Genomic DNA, 21,313 nt, shown 5'->3' with positions numbered 1-21,313 from the left:
TCCACTGCCGTGCCGGAGCCGAGACCTGACGACATGCTGCTTCCCGTAGACCCGTTGCCCGTGACCCTTCCCGACACGGTGCGGGCGGCCCTGCTGGCGCCCATGGTCGACCAGCACTGCCACGGCGTGCGCCGCGACGACACCACCAGATCGGGGTTCGAGCAGCTCATCGGCGAAGGCGGCACGCCCGCGCCGCCCGGCACCACGCACTTCGACACCCCGGCGGGCGCCGCCATCCGCCGCTGGTGCGCGCCGGTCCTCAGCCTGGAGCCGCACGCCTCGGCCACCGTCTACCTGTCGCGCCGCGCCGAACTCGGCGCGGCCGAGGTCAACCGGCGGCTGCTGCGCGGCGCCGCGGTGTCGGCCTTCCTGGTCGACACCGGGCTCGACGTCCCCATGGTGCTCTCGCCCGCCGAGATGGGGCGTCTCGGCGCGGCCGCCGCCGACGAGATCGTCCGGCTGGAGCAGGTCGAGCAGGACGTCGCCGAGGCCGGGCTGCCCGCCGCCGACTACGCCGGGACGCTGCGGGACGAGCTGGCGGTCCGCGCGGCCCGCGCCGCCGCGCTCAAGTCGGTCGCGGCGCACCGCTGTGGCCTCGGCTTCGACCCCTCCAGGCCCTCGCGCGGCAGCGTGATCGCGGCGGCCGGCCGCAGGCTCGCCGATCCCAAGTCCCGCCTGGACGACCCCGTCCTCGTACGGCACCTGCTCTGGGCGGCGGTCGACGTCGCCAGGGAACGGGGCCTGCCGCTGCAGTTCCACTGTGGTCTGTCCGGTATGGGCCCGGGTGACACCGGGGTCGCCGGACATCTAGGCGATCCCGCGCTGCTGACCGGGTTCGTCCGGGCCCTCGCTCCGCTCGGGGTGCCGGTCGTCCTGCTGCACTGCTACCCCTACCACCGCCAGGCGGCCTACCTTGCGGGCGTCTTCCCGCACGTGTACGTGGACGCCGGGCCCGCCGTCGCCCACACCGCCGCAGGCTCCGCCCACGTCCTGCGCGAGCTGCTCGAACTCGTCCCGTTCCACAAACAGATGTACGGCTCCGGCTGCCACGGCGCCGCCGAGCTGTGTTTCCTGGCCGCACTCTGCCATCGCCGCGGACTGGCCCGCGTGCTCGCCGACCGGATCGCCGAGGGCGAGTGGAGCCCGGCCGACGCCGCCCGGATCGCTCACATGATCGGCTCGGGTAACGCCCGCCGCGTTTACCGCCTCTGAAATTCTGGATTTGTCCGAGCCGAAACGATCCTCCTTTGTGAGGATGATTTCCGATTTATCGCGCGGAATAATCGCGCCCGATGGCTGCTATTGAGATCCGCAATCTGATGAAGTCGTTCGGGCCGGTGAAGGCCGTGGACGGCGTCTCGTTCAGCGTGGAGGCCGGATCCGTCACCGGATATCTCGGCCCCAACGGAGCCGGCAAGACGACCACGCTCCGCTGCCTGCTCGGCCTCGTCACGCCAGACTCGGGTGAGGCGCTGGTGAACGGCGAGCGTTATGTCACGCTCTCCAATCCGGCGGCCGAGATCGGTGCCGTGCTCGAGGCCACGAGCTTCCACCCCGGCCGCACCGCCCGCAACCACCTGCGCGTCCTGTGCACGGCCGCCGGGCTGCCCGACGCCCGCGCCGACGAGGCGCTGGAGCAGGTCGGCCTCGCGGACGCCGCCGGCAAGCGCGTCGGGGGCTTCTCGCTGGGCATGCGGCAGCGGCTCGCGCTCGCCTCCGCCCTGCTCGGCCGGCCCCGGGTGTACATCCTCGACGAACCGGCCAACGGACTCGACCCGTCGGGCATCGAGTGGCTGCGCGGGTTCCTGCGCCACCTCGCCCATGACCAGGGCGCGGCGGTGCTCGTCTCCAGCCACGTCCTGGCCGAGGTCGAGCAGACCGTCGACGACGTCGTGATCATCGCCAGGGGCCGCCTGGTGCGCCAGGGAAGCCTGGCCGAGCTCACCAGCGACGGCGCGGACGCGGTCCGGGTGCGCGCCACCCAGGCCGCCGACCTCGCCCCCGCGCTCGAAGCGGCGGGCGGGGTGGTCGAACGCGTCGAGGACGGCCTGCTGCGCGTGCGCGGGCTGGACGCGGAGGCCGTCGGCCGGGTCGCCCTGGACCGGCGGATCGTGCTCACCGAGGTGGCGCAGGAGCGATCCGGGCTGCACAAGGTCTTCCTCGATCTGACGGAGGGGCGATGACCGGTCTCGTCAGGGCGGAGTTGCGCAAGCTGTTCACCACCCGGCTGTGGTGGATCATGCTGCTGGTCATGCTGGTGCTGGTCGGGGTGGGCCTCGGCTTCCTCATCGGGTTCGCGGGGGTGGAGCAGAACGGCAGCGCGGCGCTGCCCGCGCGGGACACCGCGGAGTGGGCCGAGATCGCCTGGTCGAGCGGGTCCAGCGGCGCGATCTTCGCGATGATCCTCGGCGTCGTCATGATGACCTCCGAGTATCGCTACCAGACGATCACCGGCACCTTCCTCGCCACTCCCCGGCGGGGCCTGGTGATCGTCGCCAAGCTGGTGACCGGGCTGCTCGTGGGCGCGTTGTTCGGCCTGGCCGTGCTGGTCTTCCAGGCGGTCACGGTCATCCCGGCCGTGACGCTCTCCGGGGGCGAGTTCTCACTGTCCGCCTCGCGCGTCCCGCAGATGAGCCTCGGCATCCTGGTGACGCTGGCGCTGTACGCGGTGTTCGGCATCGGGCTGGGGGCGCTCGTCCGCAACCAGATCGCCGGGATCGTCGCGGCGGTCGTCTGGGCATACGTGATCGAGAACATCTTCACCGGGATCCCGGCCCTGCACTCCGTGGGCAAGTGGCTGCCGGGCGGGGCCGCGCAGGCGCTGATGAGCATCGACGTGGACACCGGCCTGGGCAGGCCCGAATGGCTGCCCGCCTGGGCGGGCGCCGCCGTCCTGGTCGGTTACGGCCTGCTGTTCGCGGCCGTCGCCACCGCCACCACGGTCCGCCGCGACATCACCTGACCGGCCACACCGGGCGACGACCCCCGAACCCCCGCAATGTCCTGGCCCCGGGCGCCGGGGGCCGGAGCCGCCCACTCCTCCCACCGGAGCGGTGATGCGGACGGAGCCGGGGCGGTCACCCCGTCCCTGCTGCTCTCAGCCGATCAAGTGCTCGGCCGCCTCGCGGCGGGTGTACAGCTCCCAGTAGTCCTGCGCGATGTGGTCCGGGGCGCGGTACGGGACACCCTCGGGGGCCTGCCCGGCGTCGGCGATCATGAGGTTGATCGCGACATTGGCGGCGTAGATTCCCTGGTCGGCGAGGGCCTTGTGGAGGTTGAGGGCCCAGTTGCGCTGACCGGCCTGGGCGATGTTGATGGTGGCGAGCATGGGGTAGGGGTCGATGGCGCCGCCGCCGGTGGTGAACAGCAGGGTGCCGGAGCCGGCCTCGCGCATGGCGGGCAGCACGGCCTGCACCGCGGCGACCGCTCCGAACAGCAGGGCGTCGACCTGCGGGCGCAGCGCGTCCAGCGTGACGTCTTGGGGCTGGACCATGGCGAGCCCGGCGTACGGGGAGAACTCCAAGACGTCGATGCGCCCGAAGCGGGCGGCTGCCTCGGTCAGGGCGGCGGTGAGCTGGTCGGTGTCGGCGACGTCCGCGGGGAACGCGGCGGCGGTGACACCTGCGGCGCCCAACTCGGCCACCAGGGCATCGAGCCGGTCCGCACTGCGGGAGATCAGGGCGACGTCGAAGCCGTGGTTGCCGAAGACCTTGGCGATCGACAGGCCGAGACCCGGACCTGCTCCGACGATGGCGAGAGTGGGCATGGCGGAACCTTCTCCTTGCTCTGCCGGGGGCCGAACGGGCACCCGGGGACGGGATGCGGGGGTGTGCGGTGGGCGAGCCGGATCAGCGGGGATCAGCGGGCGACCAGTCGGTGGGGCAGGGCGCGTCCATCGCGCGCAGGATGCGCTGCGCGATGGCGCCCAGCTGGCGCTGCTGCGCCTTGGTGAGCGGATCGAACACCAGGCGGCGCACTTCCTCGGTGTGGGCCGGCGCGGCGCCGGTGACCGTGTCCTGGCCCTGCTCCGTGAGGGTGGCCAGGGTGTAGCGGCCGTCGGCGGGGTCCGGTCGGCGCCGGATCCAGCCGCGCTTTTCCAGCCGGGCGACCACATTAGACAGCCGCGAGAGCGTACTGCCGGCGTAACGCGCCAGATCGCTCATGCGCAGGGTGCGCTCGGGTGCCCCGGACAGCGCCGACAGCGTCATGTACTCGAAGTGCCCGATGCCCGCGTCCCGCTGCATCTGCGCCTCCAGGGCGGCCGGCAGCTGGGTGAGGACATAGGCGAACGCGTACCACTGCTGCTGCTCGTCGGCGTCCAGCCGGTGCCTGACAGGCGCTTCCTGGCGTTCCCTGTGCTCTTCCACATCTCCACCGTAACTTCAAGCATGAAGCGATGCAAAACAGTCGATCGCTATGAGCTTGAAGTGATCGAGCGCTACTGTCACTCTAAGCTTGAAGTCATTGCGAAGGAGTGGGGACGCATGGACGTCTTCTTGTGGATCGTCGCGGGCCTGCTGGCCCTGGTCTTCCTGGCGGCCGGGGTGATGAAGCTGAGTCGCACCAGGCAACAACTGGCCGACTCGGGGCTCGGCTGGGCGGCGCAGTTCGGCGACGGTACTGTGCGGCTGATCGGAGCGGCAGAGGTCGCCGGGGCGGCCGGGCTGATACTCCCGGCACTGCTCGGCATAGCCGCGGTGCTGGTTCCCGTGGCCGCGCTGGGCCTGGTGGTCCTCATGAGCGGCGCGGCGGTCGTGCACGCCCGCCGCAAGGAGCCGCAGATGATCGTGGCCAACGCGCTCCTGCTCGTGCCGGCCGCAGTGGTGGCTTGGGGCCGGTTCGGGCCGTACGCCTTTTGACATCGCCGTCCCGCTCAAGCCGGTCGTCTTCCGGCGACCACTCTTGCCGCCTACCCCGCCCCTTCCTCGCACTTCGAACCTCACTCGTTCGGCCCGACGAGACGCCGCGGGGCAGGGGAACGGAAGACCTGGCGGCCCGAAAGCCACCCGGCGGTCGGTTTGCGGCCGGGGTCGGAGACAGGAGTTCAGGGCCGATCAGGGCGGGCTCGACGACATCGTAGAGGTGTGGGTTATGGCATGGGCCGGGTCGCGATCGTGGGCGCGAACTGGTTTGCTTGGACGGTCACCCATCGGCACCACTTCACGGGGAATGTGCATGCGCAGCGTCGAGCCCGAGGTCTTCCTCGTCGCCAAACCGTCTATCGACTACGACGAGCTGGCCCGCTACCTCCACGAGATCGGCGGAGAGAGCTGGCTCGAGCGGCTGGAGCGCGGCGAGTTCGACGCCCAGAACCTCGCCGAGTTCGCCGGGCGGCTGTGCTACCGCTCGTTCGAGCCGGGCCTGAACCCGAACGTCACGAGGGTGCGCACCGACCAGGAGGCGTACCTGCGCAACATCCTGGCCAGCGCGCACGGCAGCGTCCTGGAGCACCTCAGCTTCAGCTTCGTGCTGCACAACGTCTCGCGGGTGCTCACCCACGAGCTGGTACGGCACCGGCCCGGGGTGGCGATCTCGCAGGAGTCGCTGCGGTTCGTCCGGCTGAGCGACATCCCGTTCTGGTTCCCCGAGTGGGCGCACGAGGACGCCGAGCTGATGAAGCGGGCGACCGAGATGCTCGATCGGATGGAGGAGTTCCAGAACTGGATGGCGACCCACTTCGGCCTGGACGAGGACGGCGTGCCGTTCGCGGAGAAGAAGCACCGCACCTCGTTCATGCGCCGCTTCGCGCCCGAGGGCGTCGCGACCGGCCTGGTCTGGACGGCCAACGTGCGCACCCTGCGGCACACGATCGAGGCCCGTACGGCCGGGGGAGCCGAGGAGGAGATCCGCCTCATCTTCAACCGCATCGGGGAGATCATGCGGGAGGAGGCCCCGGCCCTGTTCGGCGACTACGTCGTCGAGGACGGCGCCTGGGTTCCCGGCTGGCGCAAGGTCTGAGCCGCCGAGGTCTAGCCGCCGACGTCTGAGCCCCCGAGGTCTGAGCCGCCGCCCCGCGGTCGCCCGGAAGGGCGCCGCGGGGCCGCGGCGGCGGGTCAGAGGACGGCGGCCCGCACGCACAGCACGTCGGGCAGGTGACGGACGATCAGCGACCAGGTCTCGCCCGCGTCGGCGGAGCCGTACACCTCGCCGTCGCGGGTGCCGAAGAACAGCCCGGCGGGCCCGGCGGACATCGCGTCCCTGAGCACCGAGGCGTGCACCGGGGCCTCGGGCAGCCCGGCGGAGTGCCCGTGCCAGGTGGCCCCGGCGTCGTCGCTGCGGAACACCTGGTATCGGTGGCCGAGCGGGGTCCGGTCGACGTCGCCGTGCAGCGGGAAGACGTACAGCCTGTCGGGATCGTCCGAATCCACGGCGATCGGGAACCCGAAGTCGGAGGGCAGGCCGGACCCGATCTCGGTCCAGGAGTCGCCGAAGTCGTCGGACCGGTAGACCCCGAAGTGGTGCTGCAGGTAGAGCCGCTCGGGCGCCGCGGGATGCTGCGCCACCTTGTGCACGCACTGGCCGAACTCGGGATACTGCGCGCCCTCCGGGAGGAAGGGGGCGCGGATGTTCTTGTTGGACGGCCGCCAGGTGGCTCCCGCGTCGTCGCTGCGGAAGAACCCCACGGCGGAGGCGGCGACCGCGATGCGCCGCGGATCGGAGGGGTGGGGGATCACGGTGTGGAGGCACAGGCCCCCGCCGCCGGGCTGCCACTGGGGCCGGGTGGGGTGGTCCCACAGGCCGTCGACCATCGTGTAGGTGGCCCCGCGGTCCTCCGACCGGAACAGCGCGGCGGGCTCGGCGCCCGCCCAGACCACGTCCGGCTCGGCCGGCGACGGCTGGAGCTGCCACACCCGGGCCAGCGCGGCCCCGGTGCGCTCGGGGAAGGCGACCGGCGGGGCCGTCGCCTCCTGCCAGGTCTCGCCGAGGTCGTCGGACCACATCACCGAAGGGCCGAAGTGGCCGTACTCGATGCCCGCGAGGAGGCGGGGCGTGCTCCCGCGGGTGTCGATCGCGACCGAGTGGATCCCGATCGTGGAGAACCGCACGGGCTCGACCTCGAACGAGCCGCCGTCCGAGGAACGCGCGAGGAACAATCCTTTGCGAGTACCGATCGCGAGCAGTGCGGTCATATGTCCTCCCTGTGCCGATTTCGATTATGTTTTCGATTCGAATCCTCCCAGGAAACCTTCGACGTCGCCCGGCGTTCCGGTCAAGCCTCGCTCCGCACTGTGCCGCTCTGCGCTGTGTCGCTCTGTATCGGGTCGCGGTGGATCCGCGCGAGCGGCATCCCCGAGTTCTGCAGGCGCCGTACGGTCTCGTTCACCATCGCCGGCGGCCCGCAGACGTACGCCTCGTGGTCGGCCCACGAGTGGAACCTCTCGACCACGTCGGGGAGCCGGCCGCGCATCCCGTCGTAGGCCGGGTCGTCGGAGACCACCGGCACGACCCGCAGCCAGGGGAAGGCTGCCTCCATCCTCGCCAGGTCCGGCATGTCGTACAGGTCGCACGAGCGCCGGACGCCGAACAGCAGGTGGATGTTCGGGCGGTCGCCGGAGGTGATGACGTGCTCGATGACGGCCTTGAGCGGCGCGAGGCCGGTGCCTCCGGCGACGCAGAGGAGGTCGCGGTCGGACTCGGGCGGCGTCATCGTGCCCACCGGCGGGCCGAGCAGGAGTTGGTCGCCGATACGGGTGTGGCGGACCAGCGCCGTGCTCACCCAGCCGCCCGGTACGGCCCGCACGTGCAGGCGCAGCGTGCCGTCCTCGCGGGGCGCGTTGGCGATGGAGAACCGCCGCCACACCCGCGGCCACCTGGCCGTCTGGACCGTGACGTACTGTCCGGGGGCGAAGTCCATGCGCTGCGAGGGCCGCAGCGTGAGCACCGCGATGTCCCGGGTGCGCGGCTCGTGGTCGGTCACCTCCGCCAGCCACCAGGGGGGCGTGGTCTCCGCGGCGGCGGCGTCGATCATGATCTTCGCCGCCATGGCGTACGCCTCGGTCCAGGCGGCCTCGATCTCCTCGGTCCAGATCTCGGCGGCGAAGTGCCTGATGGTGGCGAGAAGGGCGATTCCCACGGCTCTGTAGTGCTCGGGGGACACGCCGTACTTGCGATGGTCCCGCCCGAGCTGGGCGAGATAGGACGCCAGCCCCTCGGGGCTGTCGAGCATCCAGACGACCCTTGTGAGCGCGTGGAAGAGCCGGTCGCGCTGCACCTCCATGCCCGGCGGGAACATGCCCCGCATGTGCGGGCACTGCGTGAACAGTCGTCCGTAAAAGTAGCCCGCGGCCTTCCCGGCGACGGGTTCGACGACCGAGAAGCTCTCCTTGACGAGGCGCGGATTCAGCGGCATCAGTTGTGTCCCACCCTAGGGACCGGAAACGGGCTCCGGTCTGTCGATCCACCTCCCTGACGGCTCCGGGTGACGAGCGCCGGCGGCCCCGGCTCAACCGATCGCTCAACCGTGAGTGTTCCACTGGCTCCTGGGCGTCACAACCGATTCCCCGCAAGGCAACCGACTGTGAACACTTCGTTATTTGTCGTGATGTTGCTGCTGTGACTGATGTGACTGATGTGAAAATTGACAAAAAGGAAAACGATCTGCGCCATGATGGGCCTGCCTGCTCGCACACCCCCAGGAGATGGCCATGGCGCGTCCCATCGTCGGCATCACCACCTATCTCGAGGCCGCGCGCTGGGGCACATGGGTCCGTGAGGCGGCGATCTCGCCCCAGGCGTACGCGCGCGCCGTGGAGAAGGCGGGCGGCGCGCCCGTCCTGCTGCCGCCGCTGAGCCCCGTGTCCGCCGGCGACTACGTGCGCCGCCTGGACGCGCTCGTCCTCGCCGGGGGCGTCGATGTCGATCCTGCGCTGTACGGCGAGGTCCCGGCGGGGGAGCAGGACGACGACGGGCTCGGCGGGCCGCAGCCCCAGCGTGACCGGTTCGAGACCGCGCTGGCGCAGGCTGCGGTGGAGGCGGACGTGCCGCTGCTGGCGATCTCGCGCGGCATGCACGTGCTCAACGTCGCCCAGGGCGGCACGCTGATCACGTCCCTGCGGGAGGCCGTCGGCCACGACCGTCACGAGACGGCCGCGCACGTGGTCACCGTCAGCGTGTCGAGCAAGGTCGGCAAGGCCGTGGGCGACCGCGCGGAGGTGACCGGCGCGCACCGCCGGGCCGTCCGGCGGCTCGGCACCGGCCTGATCGCGGTGGCGTGGGCGGACGACCAGATCGTCGAGGCCGTCGAACTCCAGGGGCACCGGTTCGCGGTCGGCGTCCAGTGGCACCCCGAGCGCGGCGCGGACAACCGCCTGGTCGAGGCCCTGGTGGACGCGGCCCGCCCCTGAGCCGCACGGGCCGTGTCCCGGCGCAGGCGGCGCCGGGCGGCCGGGAGAGCGCGCCGCGGTCGCTTCGGCGGTTGTGTCGGCGGGCGCTGTTACTGTGCGGGGCATGGCGTTGCATCCCCAGGCGGAGGCCTATCTCAAGCTGTTCCCCTCGGATCTCGGAGTGGACATCGCCTCCCTCACCCGCGAGCAGATCGTCCAGTTGCGGTCCCTGGACGGGATGGTGGAGCAGCGCGGGCCGAGGATCGACCTGCCGGTGGTCAGGGACGAGACGGCGGCCGGGGTGCCGGTCCGGATCTACCGTCCGGAGCCGGGCGAGCATCCGCTGCCGGTGCTCGTCTACTTCCACGGCGGCGGCTGGATCTTCGGCAGCGTCGAGCGCAACGACGCCCTGGGCCGCGACTTCGCCCACAGGACCGGAGCGGTCGTCGTCTCGGTGGACTACCGCCTCGCGCCCGAGCACCCGTTCCCGGCGGCCGCCGAGGACGCCTTCGGCGTGGTCCGCGACGTGCACGCCCGCCCCGCCTTCTACGGCGCGGACGCGCGCAGGGTGGCGGTGGTCGGCGACAGCGCCGGGGGCAACCTCGCGGCGGTGGCGGCCTGGCTGGCCAGGGACGCCGGGCTCCGCCTCGCCCACCAGGCGCTGATCTGTCCGGTCATCGACGTCGCGACCGACACGCCCAGCTACGGGGCGTACGGGAAGGGGTTCGGGCTCGACGCGGCGGAGATGAGGTGGTTCATCGAGCAGTACGCCTCCGGAGCCGACCCCCGCGACCCACGTCTCGCGCCGATCCACCTGCCGGACAAGTCGGGCCTGGCGCCCGCGACGGTGATCACGGCGGAGTGCGACCCGTTGTGCGACGAGGGTGCCGCCTACGCGCTGGCGCTCGCCGAGGCGGGCGTCCCCGTGGAGCACCGCTGCTTCGAGGGCGCGCTGCACGGCTTCCTCGGCCTGCCCGGGTTCTTCGACCAGGCGCTGGAGGGCCGCGAGTTCCTCGCCGCCAGGATCAGGGATGCCCTGGAGGTCGCGTCGTGAGGGACTACGAGAAGCTGAAGGTCGGCTGGGCGGCGGACGGCGTCCTGCGCGTCGTGATCAGCGAGCCGTCCCGGCGCAACGCCGTGGACCGCACCGGTCACCGCGAGCTGGCCGAGATCTGGCGCGACGTGGACCGCGACGACGACGTCAGGGCGGTGATCGTGCGCGGGGAGGGCGAGGCGTTCTCCGCGGGTGGCGACCTGTCGATGATCGAGGAGATGACCCGAGACCACGCCACGCGCCTGGAAGTCTTCGCCGAGGCCCGCGACATCGTCTACAACGTGCTCAACTGCTCGAAGCCTGTCGTCTCGGCGATCCAGGGCCCGGCGGTGGGGGCGGGGCTGGCCGTCGCGCTGCTGGCCGACATCTCGGTGGCCGGGCGGACGGCCCGCATCATCGACGGCCACACCCGGCTGGGCGTCGCGGCGGGCGACCACGCGGCGATCATCTGGCCGCTGCTGTGCGGTTTGGCCAAGGCCAAGTATCACCTGCTGCTGTGCGAGCCGGTCACCGGCGAGCAGGCCGAGGCGATGGGGCTGGTGAGCCTGTGCGTCGACGACGACCAGGTCCATGACAAGGCGCTGGAGATCGCGACGCGGCTGGCCGCCGGGTCGGCCGAGGCGATCCGGCTGACCAAGTACGCGCTGAACAACTGGCTGCGCATGGCCGGGCCGTCGTTCGACGCCTCGCTGGCCATGGAGTTCCTCGGCTTCACCGGCCCCGACGCCGCCGAGGGCGTGCTGGCCCTGCGGGAGAAGCGCCCGCCCCGCTTCCGGCCGGAGTCGTGAGGCGGAGCGCTAGGAGTGTCTGACAAATGCTGCCCGTCGCGAGCCTGGGCCACGCGCAGCAGGGGCATGATTTGTCAGACACGACTTAGCTGAAACGCTTGCGCAGCGACTCCAGGCCGGGGACGAAGACGCCCCGGGTGAGGATCTTGGCGATCTTCTCCGGGTCGTCGGCCTCGTAGCTCGCGTACCACTCCACGAACGCCTGTCCGGAGTCGGTCACCGGGGCGACCCGGCACGTCGCGCGGTAGTCGCGCATGGGCAGCGGGGACTCGATGGTGGCGTACGTCAGTGTGCGGTCCTCGTCGTCGAGGGTCAGCAACCGCTCGCGGAACACCCCGCCCGCCCCCTCGACCCGCCGCACGACCCCCGGAGCGAGTGGCGCGCCGTCCTCGATCTCACAGACGGACACGCCCGGCAGCCACTCGTGGAGGTTGCCGAACTCGCGCAGATATCCCCAGACGTCCCCGGCGTCCGCGCTGATCACCGTGCTGGCGTACGGACCGCGCATGTGTGACTCCTTCCGCTGCCTCAAGTAAGTGCCCCGCCGGGGCGGCGCGCAAGCGGTCGGTGGCGTCAGAAGCTCCTGGGCAGGCCGAGCACCTGGGTGGCCAAGTGGTTGAGCAGCAGTTCCTCGGTCACCGGTGCGATCCTGCCGATTCTGGCATCGGCCAGTAGCCGTGCGACGGGATACTCCAGCGAGTACGCCATTCCGCCGTGGGTCTGGAACGCGGCGTCGGCGGCCTCCCACGCGGCCTGCGAGGCCGTCAGCTTGGCGATGTTGGCCTCCGTGCCGCAGGGCAGCTGGTTGTCGAACGACCAGGCCGCCTTGTACAGCATCAGCCTGGCCAGCTCGATCTTGGCCTTGACCTGCGCGAGCGGGAACGCGATGGCCTGGTTGGACCCGATGGGCCGGCCGAAGACCTCCCGCTGCTTCGCGTAGTCCACGCCCACCCGCAGCGCCACCTCGGCCCCGCCGAGCGCGCTGGCCGCCAGCAGGATCCGCTCGGGGTTCAGCACGTCCCACAGCACGGCCACCCCCCGGTCCACCTCGCCGAGCACGCTGGAGGCGGGCAGCCGCAGGTCGTCGATGAAGACCATGTTGGACGGCGTGGTGTTCGCGCCCATCTTGGGAATCGGCCGGTAGGACAGCCGCCCCGCCGCCACGGCCTCCGGCACGTTCACCAGGAACACCGTCATCCCGTCGGTGCGCGGCCTGGCCTCCGCCGCCGGGATCGTCCGCGTGACGAGCAGCATCCAGGTGGCCCGCTGGACCCCGGTGATCCAGATCTTCTGGCCGTTCACGACGAAGTCGTCGCCGTCCCTGCGGGCGAAGGTCGAGATCGCCAGCGAGTTGGACCCGGCGTCGGGCTCGGTCAGCGCGAAGCAGGTCTCGATCTCTCCCGTCGCCAGCTTCGGCAGCAGCGCGGCCTTCTGCTCGGCCGAGCCGTGCCTGGCCAGCGTGAGCGCCCCGAACCCCGGCGTCAGCACGTACATGAACGCCGAACCGCCGGCGGAGCCGGAGGCCGACAGGGTCTCGGTGGCCACGGCCAGCTCCAGCAGGCCCTGTCCGGCTCCGCCGTACTCCTCGGGCACGGCCAGGCCGAGCCAGCCGCCCTTGGCGAGCTCGGCCCACACCTCCTCGGGCCAGCGCTTGTCCGATTCGCAGCGCTGCCAGTAGTCCATGTCGTACCGCGAGCAGATGTCCGCGATGCCCCGGCGCACCGCCTGCGCGCTCTCCGGCAGCGTGAAGTCCATGCCCGCCACTCTAGAACGCCGTTCGGCGGCCTGCGAGATCAGCGGCGGGGGCGGCGCGCGTGGTAGACGAAGGCGGGCGGCAGGTTCCGCCACACCGTGCGCCCGGCGACCACCTCCTCGAACGCCTCGCCCAGCCTGCGGCGGAACCGCAGGGCCGCGGGCAGGGCGCGGGCGTGGACGTAGGAGAACGTCGTGAACGCGCCCTCCGGCGCGAGCGAGGCGACCACCGCCCGCAGCAGGTCCGCCTGGTGGGCGGGGGGAAACGCCGCCCAGGGCAGCCCGCTCACGATCACGTCGGCGGCGGCCACGCCCCGGCCGGCGAGCAGCTCGGGCAGCCGCGCGGCGTTGTCGACCACGAGCTCGACCCCCGGGTAGCGGGCGCCGAGATGGCCGGCCAGGCGCGGATTGATCTCGACCGCCAGGTGCCGCCCCCGCCCGCCGATGCGGCGCTGGATCTCGGCGGTGAAGGGGCCGGTGCCCGGCCCCAGCTCGACCACGACGGGGTCGCCGCGCTCCGGCACCGGCACGCACACCGCCTCCGACAACCGCCGTGAGCTGGGCGCGACCGCCCCGGTCACGGCGGGGGAGCGCAGGAACTGCCCGAAGAAGATCGCTGATTCGCTGGTCATGCGGCGACGCTAGGGCCGCGGACCCGCCTTGGCCGCCCGCCGTCCGGGCCGGCCTGGCGGCCAGGTGGATCACCGCGTACGGCCCTTCGGCGGGCGGGAGCGGCCAGAAGGAGGAGAAGCCGTCCTCCCGCAGGAGGACTAGTCACCGCGCGGGCGGAAGGTAGCGTTCCCTCATGCGGTGGCCCTCGACGCGCCGGCTCGTCACCGGCAGGCCCTTCGCGCTCTCGCGCGGCACGGCCCTCGACATCGGCCTGGCGGTGTGCGGGACCGGGCTCGACGTGCTCGTCAGCGGCGGGTCCTGGAGTGGCGGGAGCGGCCCGGCCCCGGCGTGGGTGGGAATGGGCTTCGCGCTGGCGGCCGGGCTGCCGATGGGCCTCGTGCGCCGATGGCCCGGCCCGGTGGCCGTCTACCTGTCCGTGCTTCTGGTGGTCTGCGACCAGATCGGCGCGTTCACCGTCAACACCCTGCAGGTCCTGCTGCCGATCTCGGTCGGCGTGCTGGCCCGGTCGCGCGGCTGGGGCTGGACGGCGCCGGCCGCCGTGCTCGCCTGCGCCGCGACGGCGGTGAACCTCGCCGACCCCGGCATCGCCCTCACGAGCAACACCTGGTTCTACTCCGTCGGACTGAGCGCGGCCCCGGTGCTGATCGGCCGCTACCTGCGCGGCCAGGAGGGGTGGCGCAAGGAGGACCCCGCGCCGCTGCTCGACCTGCTGCTCGCCGGCGGCGGGGTGGCGCTGTCGGTGCTGACCACCTGGCCCTACTGGCACAGCGGCGAGCCGCCCGTGTGGGCGGTCGCGCTCGGGGTGATGCTCGCGGGGCTCGCGCTCGGCGTCGTGCGGCACCTGCCCGGCACGGTCCTGCTGCTGGAGAGCCTCGTACTGGTCGTGGCCGACCAGTACGTCCCGAGGACCGGCAACAGCCTGCAACTGCTCGCCCTGGTGGCACTCGGCGTCTTCGCGACCCGCGCCGCCTGGCCGTGGGTCGCCGCGGCGTACGCCCTGACCTGCTCGGTCGCGGCGATCGTGGTCGTGGACGACCCCGCCGACGTCACCCCGTTCCGGGTGGTGGCGCTGATGATGATGGTGACCGCGCCCGTGGCGATCGGCCGGTACGTCGGCGTGCGGCAGGCCCAGGCCAGGCACGCCGCCGAACTGGCCGTGGAGCGGGACAGGGCCGGCCGGCTCGCCGAGCGGGAGCGGATCGCCCGCGAGGTCCACGACATCGTGGCCCACCACGTGGGGGCGATGGTGCTGCGGGCGAGCGCGGCGCAGTACGCGGGGGCGGGCGGCCCGGCCGCCGAGGCGCTGGCCGACATCAGGGACACCGGGCATCGCGTGCTGGAGGACCTGCGCGGGCTGCTGGCCGTGCTGCGCGACCCGGACGAGGCGCTGGCTTCCGATCTCATGCTCGCGAACATGCTGGCCGATCCCGACGACGTGCTGCGCGACGCCGTGGCCCGGATGTCGGCCGCCGGCCTGCGGGTGGATCTGCGTCTTGCGCCCGAGGCCGAACGGGCCCCGCTGGTGGTGCGGGCCTCGGCGGCGAGGATCGTCCAGGAGGGGCTGACGAACGTGCTCAAACACGCCGGGCCGGGGGCCCGAGCGGAGGTCGATGTGGCGATGCGCCCGGACGCGCTCACGGTCGAGGTGCGCAACGGCCCCGGCACGTCCCGTCCTCCGGACGTACTGCCGTCCCACGGCCAGGGCATCGCGGGCATGCGGGAGCGGGCCCGCGCCTTCGGCGGGCACGTCACCGTGGGCCCGTCCGGTGACGGCGGCTGGCGGCTGACCGCCTCGCTGCCGGTCCCGCGCGAGAGCCGGCCGGAGTGCCGCGTGACGGGGAGGTTCGCGTGATCCGCGTCGTGGTCGCCGACGACCAGGCCCTGGTGCGGGCGGGTGTCCGGATGATGCTGGAGGCGGCCGGCGACATGGAGGTGTGCGGGGAGGCGGCCGACGGGGCCGAGGCCGTACGGCTGACCGAGCGGCACCGTCCCGACGTGGTGCTGATGGACCTGCGGATGCCGCGCGTCGACGGCCTTGAGGCCACCCGCAGGATCCTCGCCGCCCAGCCCTCCGCCCGGATCGTCGTCCTCACCACGTTCTCCGAGGACGAGAACCTCTACGCCGCGCTGGGCGCGGGCGCGCTCGGATTCCTGGTCAAGGACGACCCGCCCGCCCGGATGGTCGAGTCGGTACGGCGGGCCGCGACGGGGGAGCCGCCGCTCGCGCCGTCCGTGCTGCGGCGCGTCGTCGAACGGGCCCTGGCGGCCGAGCGGCAGGCGGTGCCGCTCCCGTCCGGCCTCACCGAGCGCGAGGCGCAGGTGCTCACCCTGATCGGGGTGGGCCTGTCCAACGCCGAGATCGCCGACCGGCTGCACGTGGGGGTCACGACGGTCAAGAGCCACGTCGCCGCGATCATCGAGAAGCTGGGGCTGCGCAACCGCACCCAGGCGGCGGTCATGGCGCACCGGTTCGGCTTGGTCGACACCGGGTTCAACCCCGTGGCTCCTGCCCGGAGCGACCGGCAGAGCGGCATGTAGGGCGCTGGGGCGTGAACGCTGCCGAGGACCGGATCTGAACGGTTGCCTCCTCCGGCTGCTACTGCTACCCGTGACGCCGGCCGCCGTCGTCCTGCTCGGCGCCTTCCACGGGATCAACCCGGCGACGGGCTGGCTGTTCGCCGTCGCCCAGGGCCGCAGGAGCGCAGCCGCGACCTGCCCCTGCAGTCCCTGCCGGTGATCGCGCTGGGACACCTGGCGTCGGCGGCCGTCGTGGTCGTCGCCGTGAGTGTCACGGGCTCGCTCGTCACCGGCACAGCCGTCGGATCGGGTCGGGGGTGGTGCTCGTCGGGTTCGGGCTGTGGCACCTGCTCGCCCGGCGGCACTTCCGCTGGGTGCCCTCGTCGGTGCGGCCTGAGCACCCCTGACTAAGCGACCGTTTAGCCGATCCTCAGATCGTCCGAAGTGGACGCCAAGAAGGCCCTCCTAGCGTCTGTGTCCGGCGCCCGACCGGGTGCCATCACATCAGGAACCGCGCCGTCCCCGGACGGCTGGAGGATCACAATGCCCAAGATCAGAATTGACGACATCGCGGCGGCCGGGCCGGAGCTCGACGAGGGAGACCTCCGTCTCGTCAACGGCGGCCGGAAGTTCGACTGGTCGAGCCAGGTCATGACCCCGGACGGCAGCATCGACGCCAAGGACCTCGACTTCTGAGCGACCGCTTCTGAGTGGCCGGGCGGGGCGCCCTTCCGGCGCCCCGCCCCAGATCAGGATGCCAGTCAAGGAAGAACGAGAGATGCCCGGCGAGATACTCATCCTCACGATCGACGGAGACCCCCATGCGGAGCACGTGGCCCGTCTGCTGGCCGCGCGGGGGGCGAAAGCGGTCGTCTTCGACCCGGCCGACTATCCGGTCCGCGCGGTGCTCGACGCGGTTTACCACCGTGACGGGCGGGTGCGGCGGCGGCTGCGCACGGAGACGGCGGACGTCGATCTCGACCATCTGACGGCGGTGTGGTTCCGCCGTCCCCAGGCTCCCGTCGCGCATCCCGAGATCGCCGACCCGGTGGCACGTGCCCACATCGAGCAGGAGTGCGCGGTGTTCGCCGGGGACCTGTGGGAGCAGCTCGACTGCCGCATGGTCCCCGCGCCCAGGGAACGGGTGAGGCTGGCCCAGCGCAAGTCCTCACAGCTGGTCCTGGCCGGTCGTCTCGGATTCGAGCTGCCGGACACGCTGATCACCAACGACCCCGACGAGTTCCTGGACTTCTACAGCCGGCACCAGGGCCGCATCATCACCAAGCCCCTGGGCGCTCCCACGAGTCCCCGCGCTGACGGGGAGGGCGTGGCCCGGATGTCGGAACCGGTGTCCACCCGGGATGTGGCGTACGCGGACGCGATCAGGTTCGGCCCGGTCGTCATCCAGGAGTACGTGCCCAAGAGGGTCGAACTGCGGGTGACCGTCGTGGGGCGGGCCGTCTTCGCGGCAGAGATCCACTCGCAGGAGAGCAATCACACGAGGCTCGACTGGCGCCGCTATGACCCGGGCAGCACCCGCCATGAGGTGCACGAGCTGCCGCCGGAGGTGGCCGAGCGCTGCGTGCGGATCGTGGGGCGGCTCGGCCTGCGCTACGGAGCGATCGATCTCATCCTGACCCCCGACGGGCGTTACGTCTTCCTCGAGGTCAACCCCAGTGGCCAGTGGCTCTGGATCGAGAAGGCCACGGGCCTGCCGATCGGCGCGGCGTTGTGTGATCTGTTGATGTACGGCACGGTCGGAGAGGAGACCGCGCATGTTGCCGGACGCCCTTGAAACCCTTCGCGGCCTGGACGGCGTCGACCCGTCCGAGGCCCAGGAGCGCCTGCGGGAGTTGCGGGAGCGCCATCCCGGCGTGCGCTTCCGGCTGCTGTGGCAGCGGGAGGACTACGACGACTCGCTCCACTACGACCTTCTGATCAAACGGCCGGGGGAGGGGACCGTGTCGCTGTCCTGGTGCCCCGACCGTGCCCTGCCCTGGCCCCTGCGGGGCGTGCAGCGGGCCGGCGAGATGCTGCTGCTGCGGATCGACGGAGTCGGGGTCAAGGTGGTCGACGCGGTCGCCTGGCTCGACTTCCTGTGGGACGAGGCCCGGCTGGTGGACCGGATCGTCGCCGCCGCCCTCGTCCAGGCCGAGATGGAGGAGGCGCCGGTCGAGCTCTCCGACCACGAGATCCAGGAGGCGGTGGACGCCTTCCGCCGCGCCCGGGGACTGCTCACCGCGGAACGGACGCGCGAGTGGATGGACCGCCGCTCCCTCACCGTGGTGGACCTCCAGGAGTTGGTCGCGGGGGAGGTGGCCGCCGCCCGCGTCCGCGAGCGGGTGACGGCCGGACGGGTCGAGCCGTACTTCGAGGAGCACCGGGAGGAGTTCGGCACGGTCAGGGCCGCCCGCCTCACCTTCCCCGACTCCGAGGTGGCCCGGCGGGCGGCGGCCGAGATCGACGCCGGAGCCGGCTTCTACGCGCTGGCGGAGCGGACGCGCGGCGCCCGGCTGATCGTCGAGGACGTGCCCGCGGCCGAGATGGGCACTGCCCGCCCCGGCGACGTCGTCTCGCCCGCCCCGGACGTCCTGCTCAAGGTGATCTCCGTGGCCGGCGCCGAGCTCGACGCGGACACGCGCCGCCGCGTCGAACGGCGGGTCTTCGACCTGTGGATCGATGAACGCCGCCGGGCCGCGAAGATCGAGTGGTTCTGGGGAACCACGGCGCGGACCGGCACGCTGTGAACAGGCAGCTCTTCCGCGCCGAGGCGCTGCGTCGCCATGCCGCCCCGCCGTCCGCCCCGGCCGCTGTCGAGGAGGTCGGCAACCGTACGCTCGTCCTGCTCTGGTGCGCGGTCGCGGTGCTCACCTCGGGGCTGGCCGTTCTCACCGCTCTGGTCCTGAGGGGTGGCGGGTGAGACGGGTCCCGGTCTTTCTGCAGAACTCGGCGACCGAGTGCGGCGCGGCCTGCCTGGCCGTGATCCTGTCCTTCCACGGCCACCGCACCACCGTGCAGGAGGTCACCGACCACCTCCAGGTGGGCAGGGACGGCCTGAGCGCGCTGGCCATCGTCCACGCCGCGCGGGAGTTCGGCCTGAACGCCAAGGCGTTCTCGCTGGAGCCGGCCGACCTCGGGCGGGTGCCCATGCCCGCGATCGTCCACTGGGAGTTCCAGCACTTCGTGGTGGTGGAGCGGTGGACGCCCGATCACGTGGACATCGTGGACCCCGGCCAGGGACGCAGGCGGCTCACGCCCGCCGAGTTCGCCGCCGGCTTCACCGGCGTGCTGCTGGCGTTCGAGCCGGAGCCGGGGTTCCGCCGCGTGCGGTCCAGCGCCGCGCGGGCGTGGCGGCGCGACTTCCTGCGCGCCCTGGTGTTCCGCAGGAAGGGCCTGCTCGCCCAGGTGCTCGCGGCCTCAGTGCTGCTCCAGGTGCTCGGCCTGGGGCTCGCGACGGCGTTCCAGATCGTCGTCGACCGGATCCTCCCGCGCGGGGACTCCGGGCTTCTCGCGCTCCTCGGCGTGGCCGTGCTGGTCGCCGTGGTCACCCAGTTCGCGGTGAGCTACCTGCGTTCGGTGCTGCTCGTCGCGCTCCGCTCGCGCACCGACGGCGAGGTGACGCGGAACCTGGTGTCGCACCTTGTCGCACTGCCCTACCGGTACTTCGCGGTGCGGGGCAAGGGAGACCTGGTGAACCGATCGAACAGCGTCATCGCCCTGCGCGAGACGCTGACCGGGCAGATTCTCTCGTCGTTGCTCGACGGGCCGCTCGCCCTGATCTACCTGCTGCTCGTCTTCGCCCGGGACCCGGTCTTCGGCGGCTTCCTCGCGGTGCTCGCCGCAGGGCAGGCCGCCCTCCTGCTCGGCACCGCCCGCCGGGTGGGCGACCTGACCAGGCGCGAGCTGGCCGCTCTCGCCGTCACGCAGGGCCGGCTGATGGAGGCCGTCGGCGGCATCGAGACGCTCAAGGCGTCCGGGGCCGAGCCGCGGGCGATGCAGCGCTGGTCGGACCTGTTCGCTCGGCAACTCGACGCCGACGTGCGGGGAGGGCTCGTCCGGGGGCTCATCGAGGCGGCGCTCGGGGCGGTGCGCTATCTCGCGCCGCTGGGGCTGCTGTGGGTCGGCGCGTGGCGGGTGCTCGACGGGTCGCTGAGCCTCGGGACGCTGCTCGCGCTGAACGCCCTGGCCACCGCCGCGCTCACCCCGATCGGCTCGCTGATGACCACCCTGCGCAGCCTTCAGCAGGCCGGGGCGCACTTCGACCGGCTGTCGGACATCCTCGCCTCCGAGCCGGAGCCGTCCACGGGGATCGAGGTGCTGCGGCTGCGCGGCGGCATCGAGCTGCGCGGGGTGGGTTTCCGCCACGACCCGCGCGGCTCGTGGACGCTGCGCGACGTCTCACTGGTCGTACGGCCGGGGCAGAAGGTCGCGCTGGTCGGTCCCTCGGGGTCGGGCAAGAGCACGCTCGCCCGCCTCCTGCTCGCCTTGTACCAGCCGACGGCCGGGGAGATCCGGTATGACGGCGTTCCCGCGGCGGAGCTCAACCCCCGATCGCTGCGCCGCCAGTTCGGCGTGGTCACCCAGGAGCCGTCGCTGTTCACCGGGACGATCCGGGAGAACATCGCGCTCAACTTCCCCGAGGCCGGCATGGACCGGATCGCCGAGGCGGCCCGGCTCGCGGGCCTGCACGACGAGATCATGGCGATGCCGATGGGCTACGAGACGATCCTGGTCGAGGGCGGCGGCCTGTCGGGTGGACAGCGCCAACGCCTCGCCCTGGCCCGCGCGCTGTTGCCCCGCCCCAAGGTGCTTCTGCTCGACGAGGCGACCAGCAACCTGGACAGCGCGACCGAGGCCGACATCGAGGCGCGGCTGTCCCACCTGACGCAGACCCGCATCGTGATCGCGCACCGGCTGAGCACGGTGAGGGACGCCGACCTGATCCTGGTCGTCGAGGGGGGCATGGTGGTGGAGCGGGGCACCCATGAGGAGCTGCTGGCCCTGGGCGGGCGCTACACCCGCCTCGTCGCCGCGCAAACGGCCTCCACCCCTAGGCGAACGGGTGACGGATCATCGTCTTGATACCGCCCGCTACCAGCCGTCACGCGGCGGGCGCGCTCGGATTCCTGGTCAAGGGGCTGCGCAACCGCACCCAGGCGGCGGTCATGGCGCACCGGTTCGGCTTGGTCGACACCGGGTTCAACCCCGTGGCTCCTGCCCGGAGCGACCGGCAGAGCGGCATGTAA

General features: G+C 72.1%; 24 protein-coding genes. 17 read left to right on the top strand and 7 right to left on the bottom strand.

Annotation, left to right across the window (positions count from 1 at the left end):
• Nucleotides 1-33: 33 nt before the first annotated feature.
• The 3 genes from ACQEVJ_RS23670 to ACQEVJ_RS23660 all read left to right on the top strand — a co-directional run bounded on the left by ACQEVJ_RS23670 (nt 34) and on the right by ACQEVJ_RS23660 (nt 2,962).
• Nucleotides 34-1,212 carry an amidohydrolase family protein gene (locus tag ACQEVJ_RS23670; protein WP_433104441.1) on the top strand — a complete coding sequence of 393 codons (1,179 nt, stop codon included), beginning with the start codon at nt 34-36 and terminating at the stop codon, nt 1,210-1,212.
• An 80-nt stretch (nt 1,213-1,292) separates the two neighbouring features.
• The gene (locus ACQEVJ_RS23665) at nt 1,293-2,183 is read left to right on the top strand and encodes an ABC transporter ATP-binding protein (RefSeq protein WP_433104439.1); all 891 of its coding nucleotides are present in this window, start codon (nt 1,293-1,295) and stop codon (nt 2,181-2,183) included.
• A complete protein-coding gene (locus ACQEVJ_RS23660) occupies nt 2,180-2,962 on the top strand; it encodes an ABC transporter permease (protein ID WP_433104437.1) in 783 nt (260 codons plus the stop codon). Before ACQEVJ_RS23665 ends, ACQEVJ_RS23660 begins: the two co-directional genes overlap by 4 nt.
• 135 nt (nt 2,963-3,097) lie before the next feature.
• Here ACQEVJ_RS23660 and ACQEVJ_RS23655 read toward each other — a convergent pair whose 3' ends face one another.
• Nucleotides 3,098-3,766, bottom strand: coding sequence for an SDR family NAD(P)-dependent oxidoreductase (locus ACQEVJ_RS23655; protein ID WP_433104435.1), 669 nt, complete (start codon nt 3,764-3,766; stop codon nt 3,098-3,100).
• A gap of 82 nt (nt 3,767-3,848) precedes the next feature.
• Nucleotides 3,849-4,367 carry a MarR family winged helix-turn-helix transcriptional regulator gene (locus ACQEVJ_RS23650; RefSeq protein WP_433104433.1) on the bottom strand — a complete coding sequence of 173 codons (519 nt, stop codon included), beginning with the start codon at nt 4,365-4,367 and terminating at the stop codon, nt 3,849-3,851.
• A gap of 117 nt (nt 4,368-4,484) precedes the next feature.
• Between ACQEVJ_RS23650 and ACQEVJ_RS23645 the strand changes: the two genes are divergently transcribed.
• Both ACQEVJ_RS23645 and thyX read left to right on the top strand, forming a co-directional pair.
• Nucleotides 4,485-4,859: a DoxX family protein gene (locus tag ACQEVJ_RS23645; protein WP_433104431.1), complete on the top strand. Its 375-nt coding sequence runs from the start codon at nt 4,485-4,487 to the stop codon at nt 4,857-4,859.
• Between the two features lie 316 nt (nt 4,860-5,175).
• Nucleotides 5,176-5,958 (top strand): FAD-dependent thymidylate synthase, encoded by a 783-nt coding sequence (gene thyX / locus ACQEVJ_RS23640; protein ID WP_433104429.1) that lies wholly within the window; start codon nt 5,176-5,178, stop codon nt 5,956-5,958.
• Between the two features lie 95 nt (nt 5,959-6,053).
• On the opposite strand, the gene ACQEVJ_RS23635 is transcribed toward thyX, so the two are convergent.
• Together ACQEVJ_RS23635 and ACQEVJ_RS23630 are read right to left on the bottom strand one after the other, a co-directional pair.
• Complete coding sequence (locus tag ACQEVJ_RS23635; protein ID WP_433104427.1) at nt 6,054-7,130, bottom strand: WD40/YVTN/BNR-like repeat-containing protein; 1,077 nt, start codon at nt 7,128-7,130, stop codon at nt 6,054-6,056.
• 80 nt (nt 7,131-7,210) lie between these two features.
• The gene (locus tag ACQEVJ_RS23630; RefSeq protein WP_433104425.1) at nt 7,211-8,350 is read right to left on the bottom strand and encodes a globin domain-containing protein; all 1,140 of its coding nucleotides are present in this window, start codon (nt 8,348-8,350) and stop codon (nt 7,211-7,213) included.
• 295 nt (nt 8,351-8,645) lie between these two features.
• On the opposite strand from ACQEVJ_RS23630, the gene ACQEVJ_RS23625 reads away from it, so the two are divergent.
• The 3 genes from ACQEVJ_RS23625 to ACQEVJ_RS23615 all read left to right on the top strand — a co-directional run bounded on the left by ACQEVJ_RS23625 (nt 8,646) and on the right by ACQEVJ_RS23615 (nt 11,165).
• Nucleotides 8,646-9,344, top strand: coding sequence for a gamma-glutamyl-gamma-aminobutyrate hydrolase family protein (locus tag ACQEVJ_RS23625; protein ID WP_433104423.1), 699 nt, complete (start codon nt 8,646-8,648; stop codon nt 9,342-9,344).
• Nucleotides 9,345-9,447: 103 nt separating this feature from the next.
• Nucleotides 9,448-10,377 carry an alpha/beta hydrolase gene (locus ACQEVJ_RS23620; protein WP_433104421.1) on the top strand — a complete coding sequence of 310 codons (930 nt, stop codon included), beginning with the start codon at nt 9,448-9,450 and terminating at the stop codon, nt 10,375-10,377.
• Nucleotides 10,374-11,165 (top strand): enoyl-CoA hydratase/isomerase family protein, encoded by a 792-nt coding sequence (locus ACQEVJ_RS23615; protein ID WP_433104419.1) that lies wholly within the window; start codon nt 10,374-10,376, stop codon nt 11,163-11,165. Before ACQEVJ_RS23620 ends, ACQEVJ_RS23615 begins: the two co-directional genes overlap by 4 nt.
• Before the next feature lie 85 nt (nt 11,166-11,250).
• Here ACQEVJ_RS23615 and ACQEVJ_RS23610 read toward each other — a convergent pair whose 3' ends face one another.
• The 3 genes from ACQEVJ_RS23610 to ACQEVJ_RS23600 form a co-directional block, all read right to left on the bottom strand.
• The gene (locus ACQEVJ_RS23610; protein ID WP_433104417.1) at nt 11,251-11,673 is read right to left on the bottom strand and encodes an SRPBCC family protein; all 423 of its coding nucleotides are present in this window, start codon (nt 11,671-11,673) and stop codon (nt 11,251-11,253) included.
• A 65-nt stretch (nt 11,674-11,738) separates the two neighbouring features.
• The gene (locus ACQEVJ_RS23605) at nt 11,739-12,920 is read right to left on the bottom strand and encodes an acyl-CoA dehydrogenase family protein (protein WP_433104415.1); all 1,182 of its coding nucleotides are present in this window, start codon (nt 12,918-12,920) and stop codon (nt 11,739-11,741) included.
• A gap of 38 nt (nt 12,921-12,958) precedes the next feature.
• Nucleotides 12,959-13,549 (bottom strand): class I SAM-dependent methyltransferase, encoded by a 591-nt coding sequence (locus ACQEVJ_RS23600; protein ID WP_433104413.1) that lies wholly within the window; start codon nt 13,547-13,549, stop codon nt 12,959-12,961.
• Between the two features lie 173 nt (nt 13,550-13,722).
• Here ACQEVJ_RS23600 and ACQEVJ_RS23595 point away from each other — a divergent pair, with 173 nt between their 5' ends.
• The 9 genes from ACQEVJ_RS23595 to ACQEVJ_RS23555 all read left to right on the top strand — a co-directional run bounded on the left by ACQEVJ_RS23595 (nt 13,723) and on the right by ACQEVJ_RS23555 (nt 21,313).
• On the top strand, nt 13,723-15,402 hold the full coding sequence (locus ACQEVJ_RS23595; protein ID WP_433104411.1) for a sensor histidine kinase: 1,680 nt from the start codon (nt 13,723-13,725) through the stop codon (nt 15,400-15,402).
• Nucleotides 15,399-16,088 carry a response regulator gene (locus ACQEVJ_RS23590; RefSeq protein ID WP_433104409.1) on the top strand — a complete coding sequence of 230 codons (690 nt, stop codon included), beginning with the start codon at nt 15,399-15,401 and terminating at the stop codon, nt 16,086-16,088. Before ACQEVJ_RS23595 ends, ACQEVJ_RS23590 begins: the two co-directional genes overlap by 4 nt.
• 70 nt (nt 16,089-16,158) lie before the next feature.
• The gene (locus tag ACQEVJ_RS23585) at nt 16,159-16,287 is read left to right on the top strand and encodes a hypothetical protein (protein WP_433104407.1); all 129 of its coding nucleotides are present in this window, start codon (nt 16,159-16,161) and stop codon (nt 16,285-16,287) included.
• A gap of 323 nt (nt 16,288-16,610) precedes the next feature.
• Nucleotides 16,611-16,763, top strand: coding sequence for a hypothetical protein (locus ACQEVJ_RS23580; RefSeq protein ID WP_433104405.1), 153 nt, complete (start codon nt 16,611-16,613; stop codon nt 16,761-16,763).
• An 82-nt stretch (nt 16,764-16,845) separates the two neighbouring features.
• A complete protein-coding gene (locus ACQEVJ_RS23575; protein ID WP_433104404.1) occupies nt 16,846-17,862 on the top strand; it encodes an MvdC/MvdD family ATP grasp protein in 1,017 nt (338 codons plus the stop codon).
• A complete protein-coding gene (locus ACQEVJ_RS23570; RefSeq protein WP_433104402.1) occupies nt 17,843-18,814 on the top strand; it encodes a TIGR04500 family putative peptide maturation system protein in 972 nt (323 codons plus the stop codon). Before ACQEVJ_RS23575 ends, ACQEVJ_RS23570 begins: the two co-directional genes overlap by 20 nt.
• On the top strand, nt 18,811-18,987 hold the full coding sequence (locus ACQEVJ_RS23565; protein WP_433104400.1) for a hypothetical protein: 177 nt from the start codon (nt 18,811-18,813) through the stop codon (nt 18,985-18,987). Before ACQEVJ_RS23570 ends, ACQEVJ_RS23565 begins: the two co-directional genes overlap by 4 nt.
• On the top strand, nt 18,984-21,149 hold the full coding sequence (locus tag ACQEVJ_RS23560; protein WP_433104398.1) for a peptidase domain-containing ABC transporter: 2,166 nt from the start codon (nt 18,984-18,986) through the stop codon (nt 21,147-21,149). The genes ACQEVJ_RS23565 and ACQEVJ_RS23560 overlap by 4 nt, the downstream gene beginning before the upstream one ends.
• Nucleotides 21,146-21,313: a hypothetical protein gene (locus tag ACQEVJ_RS23555; RefSeq protein WP_433104396.1), complete on the top strand. Its 168-nt coding sequence runs from the start codon at nt 21,146-21,148 to the stop codon at nt 21,311-21,313. Before ACQEVJ_RS23560 ends, ACQEVJ_RS23555 begins: the two co-directional genes overlap by 4 nt.

The organism is Microbispora sp. CA-102843, assembly GCF_050936215.1.
Classification (GTDB): Bacteria; Actinomycetota; Actinomycetes; order Streptosporangiales; family Streptosporangiaceae; genus Microbispora.
Note: the sequence above shows the minus strand (reverse complement) of the source record. Positions and strands in the feature narration are given on the sequence as shown.